Raw genomic sequence first — 17,530 nt, 5'->3', positions numbered from 1 at the left:
TCACCCGCCGGGAGGGGCTACTCCCACTCGATGGTGCCCGGGGGCTTGCTGGTCACGTCCAGCGTCACCCGGTTGATCTCGCGCACCTCGTTGGTGATCCGGTTGGAGATCCTGGCCAGCACGTCGTAGGGCACGCGCGACCAGTCGGCGGTCATGGCGTCCTCGCTGCTGACCGGGCGCAGCACGACCGGGTGGCCGTAGGTGCGCCCGTCGCCCTGCACTCCCACCGACCGCACGTCGGCGAGCAGCACCACCGGGCACTGCCAGATGTCCCGGTCGAGCCCGGCGCGGGTCAGCTCCTCGCGGGCGATCGCGTCGGCCTCGCGCAGGATCTCCAGGCGCTCGCGGGTGACCTCGCCGATGATGCGGATGCCCAGGCCGGGGCCGGGGAAGGGCTGGCGCCAGACCATCTCGGCGGGCAGTCCCAGCTCCTCGCCGACCTTGCGCACCTCGTCCTTGAACAGCTCGCGCAGCGGCTCCACCAGCGTGAACTGGAGGTCGTCGGGCAGGCCGCCCACGTTGTGGTGGGACTTGATGTTGGCGGTCCCGGTACCGCCGCCGGACTCCACCACGTCCGGGTAGAGGGTGCCCTGCACCAGGAACTCGACCTCGGCGCCGGTCTCGCCGCTCTCGGCGACGACCTCGCGGGCCGCCTGCTCGAACACGCGGATGAACTCGCGGCCGATGATCTTGCGCTTCTCCTCGGGGTCGGTGACCCCCGCCAGAGCGGACAGGAACCGCTCCTCGGCGTCCACGACCTTGAGCTTGGCGCCCGTGATCGCGACGAAGTCCTTCTCCACCTGCTCGGCCTCGCCCTTGCGCAGCAGGCCGTGGTCCACGAAGACGCAGGTCAGCTGGTCGCCGACGGCGCGCTGCACCAAGGCACCGGCCACGGCGGAGTCCACTCCGCCGCTCAGCGCGCAGATGACGCGCTTGCCGCCGATGTGCTCGCGGATGCGCTCCAGCTGCTCCTCGACGATGTTCACCATCGTCCAGGTGGGGCGGCACCCGGCGCCCTCGTACAGGAAGCGGCGCAGCACCTCCTGGCCGTGCTCGGTGTGCAGGACCTCGGGGTGGAACTGGACGCCGAAGAGGTTGCGGCCGGTGTGCTCGAACGCGGCGACCGGGGCCCCCGCGGTGCTGGCGGTCGTGGCGAAGCCCTCGGGGGCCTCCACCACCGAGTCGCCGTGCGACATCCAGACCAGTTGCTCGGCGGGCATCCCGGCGAACAGCAGGGAGTCGGTGACCGCCGACAGCTCGGTGCGGCCGAACTCACTGAGGTCGGTCCTGGCGACGGTGCCGCCCAGGGCCCGGGTCATCGCCTGGAAGCCGTAGCAGATGCCGAAGGTGGGCACCCCGGTCTCGAACAGCTCGGGGCCCAGGTTCGGGGCCCCCTCGGCGTAGACCGACGACGGTCCGCCGGAGAGGATGATGGCCTTGGGTTTCTTGGCGAGCATCTCCTCGACGGGCATGGTCGAGGGCACGATCTCACTGTGCACGTGGCATTCGCGGACGCGGCGTGCGATCAGCTGCGCGTACTGCGCACCGAAGTCGACGACGAGAACGGTGTCGAACGTGCTCTCAGCACCAACGGACACGACGGAGGACCTTCCGCAGGAAGTACAGGGATGTCCGCCCAGTCTAGGGCGTTGCACACGCCCGGAGGGCCCCGCGCGCGTGTGCGGTCCGGCTCAGCACGCGCCGCCGGGCCGCCCGGGGGCGCCCCTCGGGGCTCAGGCCGTGAAGCCCGCGGGGTTGGCCGACTGCCAGCGCCAGGCGTCGCGGCAGGCGTCGTCCACCGTGCGCACGGCCTTCCAGCCCAGGTCGCGGGCGGCGGCCGAGGGGTCGGCGAAGCACACGGCGATGTCGCCGGGGCGGCGGTCGACCACCGCGTACGGAACGGCCGCGCCGGTGGCGCGCTCGAAGGCGTGCAGGCCCTCCAGGACGGAGGTGCCCTGCCCGGTGCCCAGGTTGTACACGCGGTACCCGGACGCGTCGGCGAGGTGCTCCACGGCGGCCATGTGCCCCTGGGCCAGGTCCACCACGTGCAGGTAGTCGCGCACGCCGGTGCCGTCGGGGGTGTCGTAGTCGTCGCCGAACACGTTCAGCCGCCCGCGGCGGCCCGCGGCGACCTGCGCGACGTAGGGGAAGAGGTTGTTGGGAACGCCCTGGGGGTCCTCGCCGATCAGGCCGCTGGGGTGGGCGCCGATGGGGTTGAAGTAGCGCAGGGCGGTGATCCGCCAGCGCGGGTCGGCGGCGGCCGTGTCCTGGAGGACGCGCTCGGCGAACAGCTTGGTCGCGCCGTAGGGGTTGGTGGCGGACAGGGCGCTGTCCTCGGTGATCGGCACCCGCTCGGGGTCGCCGTAGACGGTGGCCGAGGAGCTGAACACCAGGTCGCGCACGCCGTGCTCGTCCATCACCTCGATGAGCGTGAACAGGGCGTCCATGTTGTTGCGGTAGTAGCGCAGCGGCTGCTCCACCGACTCCCCCACGGCCTTGAGCCCGGCCATGTGGATGACGGCGTCGACGCGGTGCTCGGCGAAGACCCGGCGCATCGCCTCGGGGTCGGCGCAGTCGGCCCGGTGGAAGGCGACGGTGCGTCCGGTGATGCGCTCGACGCGGCGCAGGGCCTCCTCGTGGCTGTTGGAGAGGAGGTCCACGACCACGACCTCGTGCCCGGCTTCGAGGAGTTCGACCGCCGTGTGGGAGCCGATGTATCCGGCACCACCGGTGAGCAGTACGTTCATGTCTCATTTCCCTGGGTGGAGTGCGCCCGCCGCATCGCGGGCGCTCCCCAGGATAGGCGTCCTCAGGGCGGCGTCCCGTGGACACGCCACACCCCCCGACCTGCCCTTCGTCGGCGTCTCCGGGCTCCGGGACCGCCTTTCGGACACCGCGGTCTCATGCCGGGGCATGAGGCTCCACGGCCCGCGCGTTCCTATCGTGGAGGAATGGCCGACCTGTCCCCACACTCCCTCCTGGACCGCGCCGCGCTCTGGGCCCGCGGCCACGTGCTCGCCGTGGACGCGCTCTGGGCGGCGGTCTGGTTCGGGCTGTCGGTGGCGTCCCTGCCGGTGTCCGAGTTCCACACCCCCGAGTCGTGGGCCTACCTCGGTATGACCGCCGGGTGCTGCACCGCCCTGGCCCTGCGCCGCCTGCGCCCGCTCCCGGCCCTGGCGGCCCTGGCGGTGCTGCTGGCGTGCCACATCCTGTGGCTGGAGCACCTCACCACGACGACGTTGGTCAGCGCCCTGATCGCCGCCTACACGGTGCAGGCCGAACTCGCCCGCCCGTGGCGGGTGGTCGGGTTCGTCCTGCTCCTGGCCGGAGCGGCGTGGGGGGTTCTCGACGTTCCGGCCGAGGCGCTCTCGACGGACCCGGAGCTGCGCCTCAACAGCGTCTTCTCGGCGTGGACGGCGGTCGCGCTGTTCTCCCTGCTCGGAGCGTTCCGCAGGCGCAACCGCGAGGAGTTCGCCCGCGTCGTGGAGCACGCCCGGCTGCTGGAGACCCAGCGGGAACAGGAGGTGCGCCTGGCCGCGCTCGACGAGCGGACCCGCATCGCCCGGGAGATGCACGACATCCTCGCGCACTCGCTGAACGTCATCGTCGCCCAGGCCGACGGCGGCCGCTACGCCGCGAACGCCGCCCCGGAGCGCGCGGTGACCGCCCTGGCCACCATCGCCCAGGTGGGACGCGAGTCGGCGGCGGAACTGCACCAGCTCCTGGGCGTCCTGCGCGACGGCGAGGAACGCGGGGCCGCCCCGGCCCCCGGGGTCGGCGACCTGTCCGGCCTCGTCGAGGAGTACCGCCGCGCCGGTCTGCGGATCCGCCTGGTCCAGCACGGGTCCCCGGCCGCCCCGCGCGGCGGCCGGACGGACACGGGCGCCCCGGAGACCCTGCCGACGACCGCGTCCCTGACGGTCTACCGCGTCGTCCAGGAGTCCCTCGCCAACGCGCTGAAGCACGGGGGACCCGCCGCCGTGCGGGTCGAGCTCACGTGGTCGCCCGGACGGGTCGAGGCCGTCGTGGCCAACTCCGTCCGCGAGGCCGTGCACACGGCCCCCTCTGCGCGCGCGGCCCTCCTGGCGCCCGCAGGCCTCTCCATACCCACCGGCCGCTCAAGCCCCTCGATACCTGCGGATCCCTCCGCCCCCGGGGCAACCCCGGACGGCGGTCGGCGGGGCCCCGGCCACGGCCTGGTCGGCATGCGCGAGCGCGTCGGCATGCACGGCGGCACCCTGAAGGTCGGTGTCGACGACGCGACCGGCACCTGGCGGGTGCGCGCGGTGGTCCCCTGGGAGGACGCGTGATCCGCGTGGGGCTGGCCGACGACCAGGTGCTGTTCACGGCGGGCATGGCGATGGTCATCGACTCCCAGCCGGACCTGACCGTGGCCTGGGAGGCGGGCGACGGGGCACAGGCCCTCACCCGCCAGCGCTGCGACCCCGTCGACGTCCTGCTCATGGACGTCCAGATGCCCGGCACGGACGGGCTGAGCGCCACGCGCTCCCTCGTCTCCTCCGGGGCGGGCTGCCGCATCGTCATCCTCACCACCTTCGACACCGACGAGTACGTGGTCGAGGGCGTCGAGGCCGGGGCCGCGGGCTTCCTGCTCAAGAACACCCCGCCCGAGGAGCTGCTGGAGGCCGTGCGGACCGTGCACCGCGGCGACTCCGTCATCTCCGCCAGCTCCACGCGCAGGCTCCTGGGGCACGTGCGCCCGCTGCTCGGCGGCCCGTCCTCCCGTCCGGCCCCGATCGACAGGGACACCCGCCGCGCCGCCGCCGCGCTGACCCCGCGCGAGCAGGAGGTCCTCGTCGCCGTGGCGCTGGGGTACACGAACACGGAGATCTGCGAACGCCTCGTGCTGTCCATGCCCACGGTCAAGACCCACGTCGGCCACGTCCTGGCCAAGACCGGCTCCCGCGACCGGGTGCAGGCCGTGCTGTTCGCGTTCCGCGCCGGGCTGGTGGACCGCGAGGACCTGCTCCGGGAGGCGTGAGCGGGCGCCTCCCACGCCCCGGCCCCGGTCCCCGGCACCGCATCCCCCGCCCGGCTCCGCGCCCGGTCTCCCGGATCCCGTCATCGCGCCCCCGCCCGACCCCGCGCGTCCGGCCCCGATCCGGCACCACGACACCCCGCGCCCCTCCTACCGCGGTACGAGCGCGTTTCCCCTCCCCCGGCACGATGCCCTCCTCGGGTCCTGCGGCGGAAGCTCCTTGGCGGAAGGAGTTCCATGGACCACATCATCACCACCCACCACCTGACGAAGGCCTACGGTGCGCGCACCGTCGTCGACGACCTCGACCTGCGGGTGCCGCCGGGCTGCGTCTACGGCTTCCTGGGCCCCAACGGCTCGGGCAAGTCCACCACCATGAAGATGCTGCTGTCACTGGCCCGGCCCACCCGGGGCGAGATCACCGTCTTCGGACGTCCGATGAACCGGGACACGCGCCCCGCCCTGCTGCGGGAGATCGGCTCCCTCATCGAGGCGCCTCCCGGATACCTCCACCTGACCGGGCGCGAGAACATGGCGATCGTCCAGCGGATGCTCGGTCTCAGCGACCGGCAGGTCTCCCGGGCGGTCGCCACCGTGCGCCTCCAGGAGCACATGGGCAAGCTCGTCCGCGCGTACTCGCTGGGGATGAAGCAGCGCCTGGGCATCGCGATGGCCCTGGCGCGGGAGCCGCGCCTGCTCGTCCTCGACGAGCCCACCAACGGCCTGGACCCCGCGGGCATCGAGGAGATCCGCGAGCTGCTGGTGACGCTGGCCGGGGAGGGCGTCACGGTCATGGTCTCCAGCCACCTGCTCGACGAGATCGACAGGATGGCCTCGGTGCTGGGCATCCTGGGCCGCGGAAAGCTGGTCTTCCAGGGCACCCGGACCGAACTGTTCCACCGCAGCGTGCCCGACCTGCTCGTGGACACCCCCGAACCCGGCCGGGCCCTGGCCCTGGGTATCCCCGCCGTGCGCACGGAACGGGGCGTGCGCCTGTCCGGGTTGGGCGACGAGGACACCGCCGCGCTCGTGCGGCGCCTCGTCGAGGGCGACGTGCCGATCCACGGGGTGCGGCGCGTCCAGCAGTCCCTGGAGGAGGTCTTCATGGACCTCACCGGCCGTGAGGGGCTGCTGTGACCCTGACGGCGGTGAAACTCGAACTGCGCAAGGCGCGCAGGCTCCGGGTCGTGGTGGTCTGCGCGGTCATGGTGGCCGCCGTCGTGGGCCTGTCCTGCATGAACCTGATGTCGGACTCCGCGCGGGAGGGCTTCGGCGATCCGGCCGCCCAGCCGTGGGAGAGCCTGTTCATGAGCTACGTCATGATCGCGGCCATGACCTCACCCCTCCTGGTCTCGGTGCTGGCCAGCAGGCAGGTCGACATCGAGCACCAGGGCCGGGGCTGGACGCTGTCGCAGGTGGCCGGGTTCGGCCCGGGACGGCTGTGCCGCGCCAAGGTCGCGGTGCTGGGTCTGCTGCTGGCGGTAGCGGTGGCCGTCCAGACCACCCTGGTCTTCACGGCGGGCCTGGTCGCGGGGATCACCGTGGAGCCGCGCGTCGGGATGTGGGTCTGGTACGCCTTCGGCCTGCTCCTGGTGGACCTGGCGATGCTGTGCCTGCACGTGCTGCTGGCCGCCCGGGTGGAGAACCAGCTCGTCGGCCTGGCGCTCGGGCTGCTCGGCTCGTTCTGCGGGGTGTTCACCCTGCTGATGCCCCCGGCGTTGGCGTACGCGCTGCCCTGGGGCTACTACGCGGTCGTCTCCCCGCTGGGGATGGGCGAGGACGGCTTCGTCGCGATCACGCCCGGATACGGCTGGCTGGCCGCGTTCCTGGTGCTCGTGGCGGTTCTGTTCGCCGTGGCCAGCCACCGCTTCGACCGGACGGAGGCGTGATGGGGATGGTCCTCGCCGAACTCGCCAAGCTGCGCCGCTCGGCCCTGTGGATCGTGGCCGTGGTGCTGCCGCTGCTCGCGGTCATCACGGGGACGGTGAACTACGCGGGCAACGTGGAGGCGCTCTCGTCCGGGTGGGCGTCCTACTGGTCCCAGGTGGTGATCTTCTACGGCATGGTGTTCATGTCGATGGGGATCGCGGTGGCGGCGTCGGCCGCGTGGCGCATGGAGCACCGGGGCCACAACTGGAACCTGTTGATGGCCACCCCCACGCGGGCGTTCTCGGTCGTCGGCGCCAAGCTCGTCTCGCTCGCCCTGGTGGTCGTGGTGATGCAGCTCGTGCTGCTCGGGCTGGTGTTCCTGAGCGGGAAGCTCGTCCTGGGCCTGGACGGCTGGCTGCCCTGGCACAACGCGGCCGCGGCCCTGCTGGGCGTCGTCGCCGCGCTGCCGGTCGCCGCGTTGCAGTCCCTGCTGTCGATGCTGGTCCGCTCCTTCGCCGCGCCCGTCGCCCTGGGCCTCCTGGGCTGCGTCGCCGGGGTCGGCCTCCTCTACTCCGGGGAGGGCGGAGTGGTCTCCTACCTCCTGCCCCAGTCGCTGGTCACCACGTCGCTCAGCCTGGGCAGCACGGCCGTCTCCGGCGCGGGGTCCCTCGACCTGCCGACGGCGTTCTCCGTCGTGCTCGCGGCCGCGGTGACCACCCTCGCCCTGTGGGTGCTCTCCGCGGCGGTGCTGAGCCGCAGGGACGTGCGCTGAGGGTTCGTCCCGGAGAAAACGCGAAGGCGACCGGGGGACGGTCGCCTTCGCGGCACGAACGTCCCGGCTCCCGGCGCGGGGGTCCCGCCGGGAGCCGGGCGGGCTCAGGGGCGCCCGGGCGGGGTGCCGCTGCGGGTGTCCAGCCACAGCACCTGGGGGTCGTGGTCGCTGACCTGGTCGGAGAACTCGGAGTTGATCCGCGCGATCCCGTAGTCGACCCGGCCCGCGAGCGCCTGGTTGACCAGGATGTGGTCCAGCGCCTGGGAGTTGCCGTCGAAGACGTAGTTGTAGCGCTCCTCCTCGGGCAGGTCCGTCATCGGGTTGTGCAGCGGCCCGTCGGCAGTGAGGATCTCCAGGGTCCGGGAGAACTGGAAGTCGTTCAGGTCGCCCATGACCACCAGGTTGGCCTCGGGGTCCACGGCCAGCAGCTCCTCGGCGAAGTCGCGCACGAGCCCGGCCTGGGCGTGGCGCTGGGTCTCGCTGGTGCGCCGCGGCGGCTGGTGGACGCCGTGCAGGGACTCGTCCCCGCCCTTGGAGTTGAAGTGGTTGGTGACCACGTAGATGTCCCGGTTCAGGGCGCGGAAGTGGCCGACCAGCGGCTTGCGGCTGGAGTCCCAGGCCTCGTCCCGCGGGCTGATCCGGCCCGGGGACACCGACAGCTCGGCGCCGCGCTCGCCCTCCACGACCTCCACGGCGGTGGTGGCGTCGCCGCCCTCGCGGTCGACGAAGCGCACGCGCTCGGGGTCGAACAGGAACGCGTTGCGGATGTTGCCGCCGGGCTGGCCGCCGTCCTGCTTGTCCTCGGGGCTGATCTGCCGCCACTCGTAGGCGGGGCCGCCGTGCGCCGCCACGGCATCCACCAGCCGGTCCAGGGTGACGTCGGCGTCCACGACGCCGTCGTCGGTCGGGCCGGTGTTGTCCTGGATCTCCTCCAGGCCGATGATGTCGGGCGAGTTCAGGGACTCGACGATCCCGGCGGCCAGCGCGTCGTACTTGGCCTGGTCGTCCTGCCCGCCGAGGTTCTCGACGTTGTAGGTGGCCACGCTGACCTCGTGGCGTCGCGCGTCGCGGACGGCGGTGCGCTCCAGGTCGCCCCGGACGTGCTCGCCCAGGGTGGTGGCGCGGATGAGGTAGCCGCCGAACCGGCTGTAGTAGACGGGCCCCTCGGTGACCCCGGCGAGGGTGTCGCCCACGTCGGCCTCGGGGAACGGGTGCCGGTCGCGGTCGAGCAGCGACTCGATCTTGATCCGTCCGGAGTTGGGGCCGTCGTAGGAGCCGTAGCGGGCGCCGCCGTTGACGGTGGGGTTCTGTCCGGGCTTGGTGGTCACCCAGAGCGCGGAGTAGTCGTCGGTGGCGCCAACGACGGGCGCGTCCCGCACGCGGACGAGCATGTGCTCGTGCGCGGCCCAGAAGTCCAGGGCGTACTCTCCGGGCTCCAGGTCGAGCGCGGAGACGTCCCCGCCGGGTTCGGGCGCGTACGCCTCGGGGACGGCGTCCTCGTCGAGCAGGACCGGGTCGGGTGTGGCGTGGCCCGAGGACAGGACGGTCCAGCGGGCCCCGTCCAGTTGGGTGATGGTCTGCGCCCCGGAGGCGGGCCGGTACTCGCTGACCCGTCCGGCGGCCAGGACCTCGTCGCCGACGGCCACGTCGGGTGTGGTGGATCCGGTGAAGACGAACAGCCCCTCGCTGGTGCGCGGGTCGCCGTCGCCCTCGGTGTCCTGGAACCAGAAGCCCTGCGCGCTACCGAAGGAGTTGACCGCCGTGACCACGCCGGGCAGGCCCGTGACCTGCTGTCCGGCGTAGGGAGAGGTGCGGGTGGTGCCCTGGACGTCGTGGACGCGCAGGTCGCCGGGCTCGACGGGCTCCTCGGGGTCGGTCCCGCCCCCGCCGGGTGTCTGACCCGCGGTGTTGGTGGGCGTGGGGGCCGCGGACGTGAAGTCCGCCGCGTTGTCGCCGGTGTCGGTGAGGACGTCGTCGCGCGAGGCGGAGGTGGTGTTGCTCAGCCGGGGCGCGGGCGCGCCCTCGTGGATGACGGCGTCCCCGTAGCCGACGAGGTCGGCGACGGACTCGTCCGCGACGCACTCCGCGGCGGTCCGGCAGGTGACGGGGTCGGTGCCCCGCACGAGCAGGACCGTGCCGGAGGTGGCGGACATGTTGGTGCCGCCGGTGGCGTCGGGGTCGGGGAGGTCGACACTGCCCCCGGCGCCCGCCGCGTGGCGCACGAGGTAGTGCCCGTCCACGCCGATCTCGCCGTTCAGGGCCGTGACCTGCACCTGGGTGGTGGGCCTGGGGCTGGCGGGCAGGTACTGCACGCTCCAGCCGTCGAGGGAGAACGGCTCGCCGGTGGGGTTGCCCAGTTCGACGAAGTCGTGGCGCAGGTCCGCGCCGCTGTTGCCGCCTCCGCCGTAGACCTCGCTGACCACCGGGGCGGCGGTGTCGGCGAGGGCGGTCGGCGCGGACGTGAGCCCGAGGCCCAGGAGCACCGCCGCCGCGGCGGACGTGGACGCGACCAGGCGTCCGGGTCGGTTGGGGGACACATCTTCTCCGGAGGGGACTGGGGGTTGACGGGCGTGCACATCATGGCCCCTGTGGATGTCCGACCGAAAGAGAAGGCGTGAAAAGGAGACGAATCGGAACGCCGTTGGTGGGATCGGACCGGTCCGGCGACGCCTCCGCCTCGTGGGAACCTCCCAGTTCCCCGCTCCGCCGCGCCCGGCCCCGGTTGGCCGGAAGTGGTGCTGATGTGGCACACGGGGCCCTGAACTGGGATGATCCTGTACTTGTAGCCGATCTCGGCGCTCGAACCTCGCTATAGGTACAAGATCACGGCGGAGGGGGCGGCGGCGACCGCCCCCTCCCCCCTACAGCCGGGGGTCGACCGGAACCGACTCCAGGGCCAGCACCGCGAACACCGGCTCGTGCACGCGCCACAGCGGCTCGCGCCGGGCGTGGCGGGCCAGCGCCTCCAGGCCCAGCTTGTGCTCGCGCATGGCCAGCCCGCTCTTGCGGCCCACGTTGCGCTCCTTCAGGACCGCCATCCGCTCGGGGTCGGTGTAGTCGGGCCCGTAGATGATGCGCAGGTACTCGGGCCCGCGCACCTTCAGCCCGGGCTGCGCCAGGCCCTTGCGGCCCGTGGCGCGGGCGCCCAGGACGGGTTTGACCACCATCCCCTCGCCGCCGGTGGAGACCATGTCGGTCCACCAGTCGGCGGCCGAGGCGCACGCCTGCGGGTCGGTGGTGTCCACGACCCGGTAGCGGGTGGGCTGGACCAGTCCGCTGGCCTCGGCGAGCCGTTCGGCGACCGCCATGTGCCACAGGTGGTCGGCGTCCCCGTACTCGCGCCCCTCGGAGGCCAGCACCATGAACGGCGCGTACCGGAGTCCGGCGGTGCCGTCGGTGTCCCAGGAGTAGCGCCGGTAGACCCGGCTGAACTCCTCCATCTGCTCCGTCCGGCGCGCGACCCCGTCGATCAGCCCGTCCACGGGCACACCGCGCCCGGCCGCTGCGGCGAGCGCGATCCCGGCGGCGGGCAGGGCCGCGCGGGCGGCGGCGCCCACCGACGCGTACTGTTCGCGGATCAGCGACCGGGCCTTGGCCGACCACGGCAGCATCTCCCCGTCCAGGGCGACCCAGTCGGTGCCCAACCGGTCCCACAGCCCGGCGTCGGTGGCCGCCTGCCGCAGCTGGTCCACGACCTGCGCCTGGAGGGCCGGGTCGGAGAAGAAGGGCCGCCCGGTCCGGGTGTACACGGTGCCCAGCTCCCCGGGCACGAACCGCCGCTCGGCGGCGGCGCCGTCCCGGCACAGCACGGCCACGGCCCGCGATCCCATGTGCTTCTCCTCGCACACGACCTCGCCGATCCCCGAGCCCCGGAAGGAGGCGAAGGCCTCGTTCGGGTGCTCCAGCAGACCGGGCTCGGCCGAGGTCGGCGCGGGCGCCATGGTCGGCGGGAGGTAGAGCAGCCAGCGCGGGTCCACCGCGAACCGGCTCATGACCTCCAGCGCGGCCAGTGTGCTGCCGCCGTCGGCGCGCACCAGGCCGTGCCCGGTCTCCACGAACATGCCCGTGCGGGTGTCGCCGACGCCGATGTCGGTGACGTCCACGGCGGCGTCGGGGCGTGTGGCGGCCTCCTCGGCCGCCGTGTCCGTCAGCGGCCGGGTGGGCTCGTACCAGGTGCGGTGCGCCTCCACGTCGACGATCTCGCGCTCGGGGTAGCGCAGCGCGGTGAGCCTGCCGCCGAACACGCAGCCGGTGTCCAGGCAGAGGGTGTTGTTGACCCACTCGGCCTTGACCATGGGCGTGTGCCCGTAGACCACGGCGGCCCGGCCGCGGTACTCGCGCGCCCACGGCAGCCGCACCGGGAGGCCGTACTCGTCGGTCTCGCCGGTGGTCTGGCCGTACAGGGCGAAGGAGCGCACCCGGCCGGAGGCCCGCCCGTGGTACTCCTCCTTGAGTCCGGCGTGCGCGACGACCAGCGCGCCACCGTCCAGGACGAGGTGGCTGACCAGTCCGTCGCAGAAGTCCAGCACCCGCTTGCGAAACTCCTCGCTCTCGCGTCCCAGCTGTTCCATGGTCTCGGCGAGGCCGTGCGTGAGCTGGGCCTTGCCTCCCTTGAGCACCCGGACGAGCTTGTTCTCGTGGTTCCCGGGCACGCAGAGGGCGTCGCCGTCGGCGACCATGCCCATGGCCAGGCGCAGGACGCCGGGGCTGTCGGGGCCCCGGTCCACGAGGTCGCCGACGAACACCGCCGTGCGGCCCCGCGGGTGGCGGGCGCCGACCGGGCGCCCCAGGTCGTCGCGGGCCAGCTCGTAGCCGAGCGCGCCCAGCAGCTCCTCCAGCTCCTCGCGGCAGCCGTGCACGTCGCCGACGATGTCGAAGGGACCGGTGAGCTCCCTGCGGTCGGGCCAGGCGCGCTCCAGCTCGATGGCGGCGGCGTCGACCTCCTCCTGCCCCTGGAGCACGTGCACCTTGCGGAAGCCCTCCCGGCGCAGGTGCCGCAGGCTCTGGCGCAGGTCGCGCCGCTGGCGGCGGATGACGTGGTCGCCGAAGTCGCGGTCGGGCCGGTCCCGGTTGCGCTCCCGGGCCAGGGCCTCGGGGACGTCGAGCACGATGGCCGTGGACAGCACGTTGTTGTCCTTGGCGATGCGCACGAGTTCCTGGCGCGCCCTGCTCTGCACGTTGGTGGCGTCGACCACGGCGAGCAGACCCCGGCGCAGCCGGATGTCCACGACGGTGTGCAGGAGCGCGAACGCGTCGGCGGTGGCGGCCTGGTCGTTCTCGTCGTCGCTGACCATGCCGCGGCAGTGGTCGGAGCTGATCACCTGCGTGGGCGCGAAGTGCCGGGCGGCGAAGGTGGACTTGCCGGAACCGGACACCCCGACCAGCACGACGAGCCCCATCTCGGGCACGCCGAGCACGCGCGGCTCGGCGGCCCCGGCCCTCTCGGTCGTACTCATCTGCTGAAGACTCCCATCTGGGTCGGTGCGCCGGTGTCGGGGTGTTCGGGCCCGACCGGCAGGTAGCGGACGCGGTAGCCGTGCTTCTCGGCGACCCCGTCCGCCCACAGGGTGAACTCGGCGCGCGTCCACTCGAAGCGGTGGTCGCTGTGCCGGAAGGCGCCGCCCTCCAGCCCCTCGTAGTGGGTGTTGTACTCGGCGTTGGGCGTGGTGACCACGACGACGCGGGGCCGGGCGGAGCCGAACACGCTCTCCTCCATCGCGGGCAGCCGCGAGGGGTCGAGGTGCTCGACCACCTCCATGAGGACGGCGGCGTCGTAGCCCTCGAACCGCTTGTCGCGGTAGACGACCGAGCCGACGAGCAGTTCCGGCCTCTGCCGCGCGTCCCCGCGGTCGCGGGCCGTGACGGTGTCGGTGAACAGGGGCCGGTGGCGGCCGCGTCCGCCCGGGTCACAGCCCTTGCACACCCTGCGGTGGGCGCGTTCGAGGCTGACGACGCTGACGTCCACGCCGGTGACGCGTTCCAGGGAGTGGTCGCGGACCAGGCGGGTGAGCAGCTGCCCCGCGCCGCAGCCCAGGTCGATGACGCTGGTGGCGTTCTCGGCGCCCAGCACCGCCATGACCGCCCCGGCCCGCTGTTCGGCCAGGCTGGGGGCGCGCTCCTCCAGGGGCGGCGCCGCGGAGGCCTCCTCGACGCCGGGGTCGTCGCCCTCCTCGTCCCCGGTCAGGTCGTCGGCCTCGGCCAGGCGGGCCAGCGCGGTCCGCACGTAGCCGTCGCGGCGGTTGAGGTAGCGGCGGACGATCCAGGAGCGTTCGGGGTGTCCGGCGAGCCAGCCGGTCTCAGCGGGCCCGTCGCTCTCGTCGGGCCCGGGGTCACCGCTGGTCCCGGCAGCCGGTCCACCGGCCCGCAGCAGCTTGTCCACCTCGCTCCGGTCCACCCAGTAGTGCTTGTTGCCGTCCAGGACCGGCAGCAGCACGTACAGGTGGCTGAGCGCCTCGGACAGCCGGACGGTGCCGGTGAGGGTGAGCGACAGGTAGTGCGAGTCGCCCCATCCGGGCAGTCCCGGGTCGAGCGGGACCGGTTCGGCCTCCACCGCCCATCCCAGGGGCTCGAACAGCGCGCGGACGCGCTCGGCGCCGCCCCGGCAGGGCACCGCGGGCATGCGCAGCTCCAGCGGGATCGGCGTGCGCGCCAGCTCGGGGCGCTGCTTGCAGTCCCCCCGGAGCGCGGAGCGCATCACCCGTCCCAGCGCCACCGTGAACAGCGACGACGTCGCGTACGGGCGGTCGTTGACGTACTGGGCCAGTGCGAAGTCGGGTGTGCTCACCGACGTGCGCGTGCGCAGCAGCGCCTGCGCGTCGACGTCGAGCATCAGCGCCGCGGTGCAGCGCTGCTCGGTGGCCTCGGGGTAGAAGACGTGGGCGGTGCCGAAGGACTGCTCGAAGCTCTGCGCCCTGTCGGGGTGCTTGTGCAGCAGGAAACCGAGGTCCGTCGCCGGGCTCGCCGTGGTCGTGATCGTCAGTAGCACCCGTGCATTGTCGCCGAGCCCCCGCCGCCGTGGCGAGGGTTTTTCGGACGCCGGGGCACGTGTGCCCTCAGGAGCGGACGGCGCGGGCGGACCGGCCGCGGACGATGAGCGCCGCGGTGGCCAGCGCGATCGCGAGGATGACCGCGTTGGCGGCGACCAGGCTCCACGTGGACTCCAGCACGGGGTGCAGGAACGAGGTCTGCGGCACGCGGTCGACCGCGCCGGGCCACAGGGTCCACACCCCGACGGCCAGCACGAGGTACACGGGGGCGCAGACCAGCGCCGTGATCCCCGGCCGGGGCAGGCGGACGGCCCACACCAGCGGCCAGGCCATGACCGGGGCGAGGGGGAAGGGCAGGAGAAGCAGGGCCATTCCCGCGCCGATGTTGGCGTCGGGCGCCGTGTGGGCCGCGTCCATGGCGTGGGCGACGCCCCACCCGACGAGGTGGGCCAGGGCCGTGGCGGCGAGGGCCGCGGCCACGGCGAGGAGGACCGTGCGCGGGGCGGGGGCGGGAGATCGGTGGTTCATGTCCCCCAGACTGCCCGGTGCGCGCCGCCCGCACCTGAGTAGCGGTACTCAGGTCGCCGCCGGGCCCCGGCCTCCCCGGCCCGGGTCGACCCCGAGTTCGGCCATCGCGCGGATCAGTTCGGTGTGGGCGGAGCCGAAGAAGGACCAGGGCATGTCGCACCGGACGGTTCCCGCGGCGCTCAGGTGCCAGTGCGCCGCCTCCGCCATCCCGGCCCGGTGGAAGGCCCATCCGAACAGGTGGTGGGCCTGGGCGTCGCGCGGGTGCGGCACCGCCTCGGCGACCCACGCCCGTGCGAGCGCGAACAGCTCCTGGACCGACTCCCCGTGCAGGCGGCCCAGGGCCATGTCCACGATGTAGGGGGCGCTGCCCTCGGCGAGCAGGCGCTTCTGCTCCGTGCGCACGTGCTCGGCGTGGGCGAGGGCGAGCACGGACGGCAGCGGGCTGCCCGCGGGCGCGGTGTCGGCGGCGGCTCCCGCGAACGCGAACATCTCCTCGGCGCTGCCGCCCCGGGCGGCCGACAGGGTGCGCGTGCGGACCGTGTGGGCGGGGAACAGGTGGGGAGCGCGAGCGGTGATCTCGCCCCAGACCCGGTCCTTCTCCTTCCGGTCCGCGCCCAGGCCCATCGCGGCGGTCTGGAGCCCCGCCCAGGGCGCCGCGTCGTCGGGACGCAGCCGCGCGGCGGCCTCCAGGGCCTCCCCCGCCTCGTGCAGGGCGGCGGAGGCGGCCTTCTCGTCGGCCCGGGTCCTCCCGGAGGGCCGGACCAGGGCGCGTGCCAACAGCGTGTGGCCCAGCCAGAGCATGGTGTCGGCCCGGTCGGCACCGGCCCCCAAGAGGCCGACGACCTCCTCGGGCAGGTCAGCGGCGGCCCTGGCCAGCGCCTCGACCCGCAGCACCCGGGTCTCGGGGTCCTCGCGGCTCTCCACGAGCAGGGACGTACCGGCTTCGAGGTCGCCCTCGCGGACGGCCTCGCACGCCGATCTCAGGACGGGGTCGACTCCGAAGGCCTCCGGTACCAGGTGCGCCCCGATGTCGGCGCCCCGACGCGGCACCCTGGCTGGTTTGCGTACGAATCGCCACATGCGACCGAGCGTAGCGGGCCCTCAGGCCCTTGGGGCGACCGGCCCGCGCGGCGACCTGGCCGGGAACGCGGAACGCCGGTCTCCGGGGCGTCCCCCGTCCCGTGCCCGGGATGTCCCCGCCCCGTGCCCGGGCGCCGTTCGGGGGAAGGCGGGGTGGCGCTCCCCCACCGGCGACTATTAAGGTAAGCCTTCCCTTAACCGTCTGGTGGACGTGGGCCCCGTCCGGCGCCCCGCGTCCGCCGGGCGGCGCGGAGCAGCGCTTCGCACCGAGTGAGAGGTGTGCGTACGTGAGGATTCCACGAGGCCGCGCGGCGGTCGGCCGCAGGAGGCGCCGCGCCGCCGCGGCGATCGCGCTGGCCGTCGCCGTGACCGGATGCGGGGCCGGGGCCGGGGAGACCGATCAGCGGTCCTCCTCCGGCGCCGACGGCTATCCCGTGACCGTCCAGACGCGGCACGGCGAGGTCACGGTCGAGGAGAGCCCGAGCCGGGTTCTGGCCCTGGGCTTCGCCGCGGCAGACGAGGCCATCTCCCTGGGGGTGACGCCGGTCGCCGTCGCCGCCGACCCCGAGACCCTGGAGACCTCCACCCCCTGGCTGGCCGAGGAACTGGCCGGGATCGCCGTCCCCGGCCTGGTCTCGGCCGACGGCGGACCCAACCTCGAAGCCATCGCCTCGGTGGGGCCCGACCTGATCCTGGCCGAGACCTACCAGGTTCCGGACGCGACCACGTTCGAGCGGCTCAACGCCATCGCCCCGACGGTCGCCCCGGACTCCGAGGCCGCCAACGTGGACTGGGACACGCGCCTGCGCACCACCGCCCAGGCACTGCGCAGGGAGGAGGAGGCCGAGGAGCTGATCACCGACATCAGCGCGGCGTTCGCCGAGGTCGGCGCACCGGTGCCCGACATCGGGTCCAGGACCTACCAGTGGGTGCGCGCCGATCCGGGGCAGTACGCCTTCGGCAACGGCTCGGTGCTCGAGCTGTTCGGCCTCCGGCCCGCGGACAACCAGGACAACACGCAGACGGGCGATCCACTGCCCCTGGAGCGCACCGAGGAACTCGACGCCGACGTGCTCATGGTGTGGGCACCGACCGGGGAGGACCGCGACAGGCTGGCCGGGGACCCCCTCTTCCAGGAGCTGCCCGCGGTCCGGGCCTCGACCGTGTACTACGCCGACCTGGCCTTCGCCAACGCCCTGAACTCCCCGGCGCCCATCGGGCTGGGCTGGCTCAGGGGCGAACTGGAGCCGGTCATCAGGCAGCTCTCCTGAGAGCGGCGGGTGACCGGCCCCCGGT

The 17,530-nt window shown here is 73.4% G+C and carries 13 protein-coding genes; 6 read left to right on the top strand and 7 right to left on the bottom strand.

The window, feature by feature from the left end:
* Nucleotides 1–17: 17 nt before the first annotated feature.
* Entirely contained in the window at nucleotides 18–1,598 is a 1,581-nt protein-coding gene (guaA, locus tag ACSIH6_RS25595) for a glutamine-hydrolyzing GMP synthase (protein ID WP_435110865.1), read from the bottom strand.
* Between the two features lie 135 nt (nucleotides 1,599–1,733).
* Nucleotides 1,734–2,747 (bottom strand): UDP-glucose 4-epimerase GalE, encoded by a 1,014-nt coding sequence (galE, locus tag ACSIH6_RS25590; RefSeq protein WP_435110864.1) that lies wholly within the window; start codon nucleotides 2,745–2,747, stop codon nucleotides 1,734–1,736.
* Between the two features lie 204 nt (nucleotides 2,748–2,951).
* Here galE and ACSIH6_RS25585 point away from each other — a divergent pair, with 204 nt between their 5' ends.
* The 5 genes from ACSIH6_RS25585 to ACSIH6_RS25565 all read left to right on the top strand — a co-directional run bounded on the left by ACSIH6_RS25585 (nucleotide 2,952) and on the right by ACSIH6_RS25565 (nucleotide 7,640).
* A complete protein-coding gene (locus tag ACSIH6_RS25585) occupies nucleotides 2,952–4,310 on the top strand; it encodes a sensor histidine kinase (protein WP_435110863.1) in 1,359 nt (452 codons plus the stop codon).
* Nucleotides 4,307–5,002 carry a response regulator gene (locus ACSIH6_RS25580; protein ID WP_435110862.1) on the top strand — a complete coding sequence of 232 codons (696 nt, stop codon included), beginning with the start codon at nucleotides 4,307–4,309 and terminating at the stop codon, nucleotides 5,000–5,002. Before ACSIH6_RS25585 ends, ACSIH6_RS25580 begins: the two co-directional genes overlap by 4 nt.
* A gap of 234 nt (nucleotides 5,003–5,236) precedes the next feature.
* Entirely contained in the window at nucleotides 5,237–6,136 is a 900-nt protein-coding gene (locus ACSIH6_RS25575) for an ABC transporter ATP-binding protein (RefSeq protein WP_435110861.1), read from the top strand.
* Nucleotides 6,133–6,888: an ABC transporter permease gene (locus ACSIH6_RS25570; RefSeq protein WP_435110860.1), complete on the top strand. Its 756-nt coding sequence runs from the start codon at nucleotides 6,133–6,135 to the stop codon at nucleotides 6,886–6,888. Before ACSIH6_RS25575 ends, ACSIH6_RS25570 begins: the two co-directional genes overlap by 4 nt.
* A complete protein-coding gene (locus tag ACSIH6_RS25565) occupies nucleotides 6,888–7,640 on the top strand; it encodes an ABC transporter permease (RefSeq protein WP_435110859.1) in 753 nt (250 codons plus the stop codon). Before ACSIH6_RS25570 ends, ACSIH6_RS25565 begins: the two co-directional genes overlap by 1 nt.
* A gap of 104 nt (nucleotides 7,641–7,744) precedes the next feature.
* Here ACSIH6_RS25565 and ACSIH6_RS25560 read toward each other — a convergent pair whose 3' ends face one another.
* The 5 genes from ACSIH6_RS25560 to ACSIH6_RS25540 all read right to left on the bottom strand — a co-directional run bounded on the left by ACSIH6_RS25560 (nucleotide 7,745) and on the right by ACSIH6_RS25540 (nucleotide 16,234).
* A complete protein-coding gene (locus ACSIH6_RS25560) occupies nucleotides 7,745–10,177 on the bottom strand; it encodes a DUF8508 domain-containing protein (protein ID WP_435110858.1) in 2,433 nt (810 codons plus the stop codon).
* 324 nt (nucleotides 10,178–10,501) lie between these two features.
* A complete protein-coding gene (locus ACSIH6_RS25555; protein ID WP_435110857.1) occupies nucleotides 10,502–13,096 on the bottom strand; it encodes a polynucleotide kinase-phosphatase in 2,595 nt (864 codons plus the stop codon).
* A complete protein-coding gene (locus ACSIH6_RS25550; RefSeq protein ID WP_435110856.1) occupies nucleotides 13,093–14,625 on the bottom strand; it encodes a 3' terminal RNA ribose 2'-O-methyltransferase Hen1 in 1,533 nt (510 codons plus the stop codon). The genes ACSIH6_RS25555 and ACSIH6_RS25550 overlap by 4 nt, the downstream gene beginning before the upstream one ends.
* A 67-nt stretch (nucleotides 14,626–14,692) precedes the next feature.
* On the bottom strand, nucleotides 14,693–15,154 hold the full coding sequence (locus tag ACSIH6_RS25545; protein ID WP_435110855.1) for a transporter: 462 nt from the start codon (nucleotides 15,152–15,154) through the stop codon (nucleotides 14,693–14,695).
* A 48-nt stretch (nucleotides 15,155–15,202) separates the two neighbouring features.
* Complete coding sequence (locus ACSIH6_RS25540) at nucleotides 15,203–16,234, bottom strand: hypothetical protein (RefSeq protein ID WP_435110854.1); 1,032 nt, start codon at nucleotides 16,232–16,234, stop codon at nucleotides 15,203–15,205.
* Between the two features lie 287 nt (nucleotides 16,235–16,521).
* Here ACSIH6_RS25540 and ACSIH6_RS25535 point away from each other — a divergent pair, with 287 nt between their 5' ends.
* On the top strand, nucleotides 16,522–17,505 hold the full coding sequence (locus tag ACSIH6_RS25535; protein WP_435110853.1) for an ABC transporter substrate-binding protein: 984 nt from the start codon (nucleotides 16,522–16,524) through the stop codon (nucleotides 17,503–17,505).
* The last annotated feature ends 25 nt before the right edge of the window (nucleotides 17,506–17,530 follow it).

Origin of the sequence: Nocardiopsis synnemataformans (genome assembly GCF_965343085.1) — a bacterium.
Classification (GTDB): domain Bacteria; phylum Actinomycetota; class Actinomycetes; order Streptosporangiales; family Streptosporangiaceae; genus Nocardiopsis; species Nocardiopsis alborubida.
The sequence above is the reverse complement of the archived record's forward strand: the minus strand, read 5'-3'. Positions and strand labels throughout refer to the sequence as shown.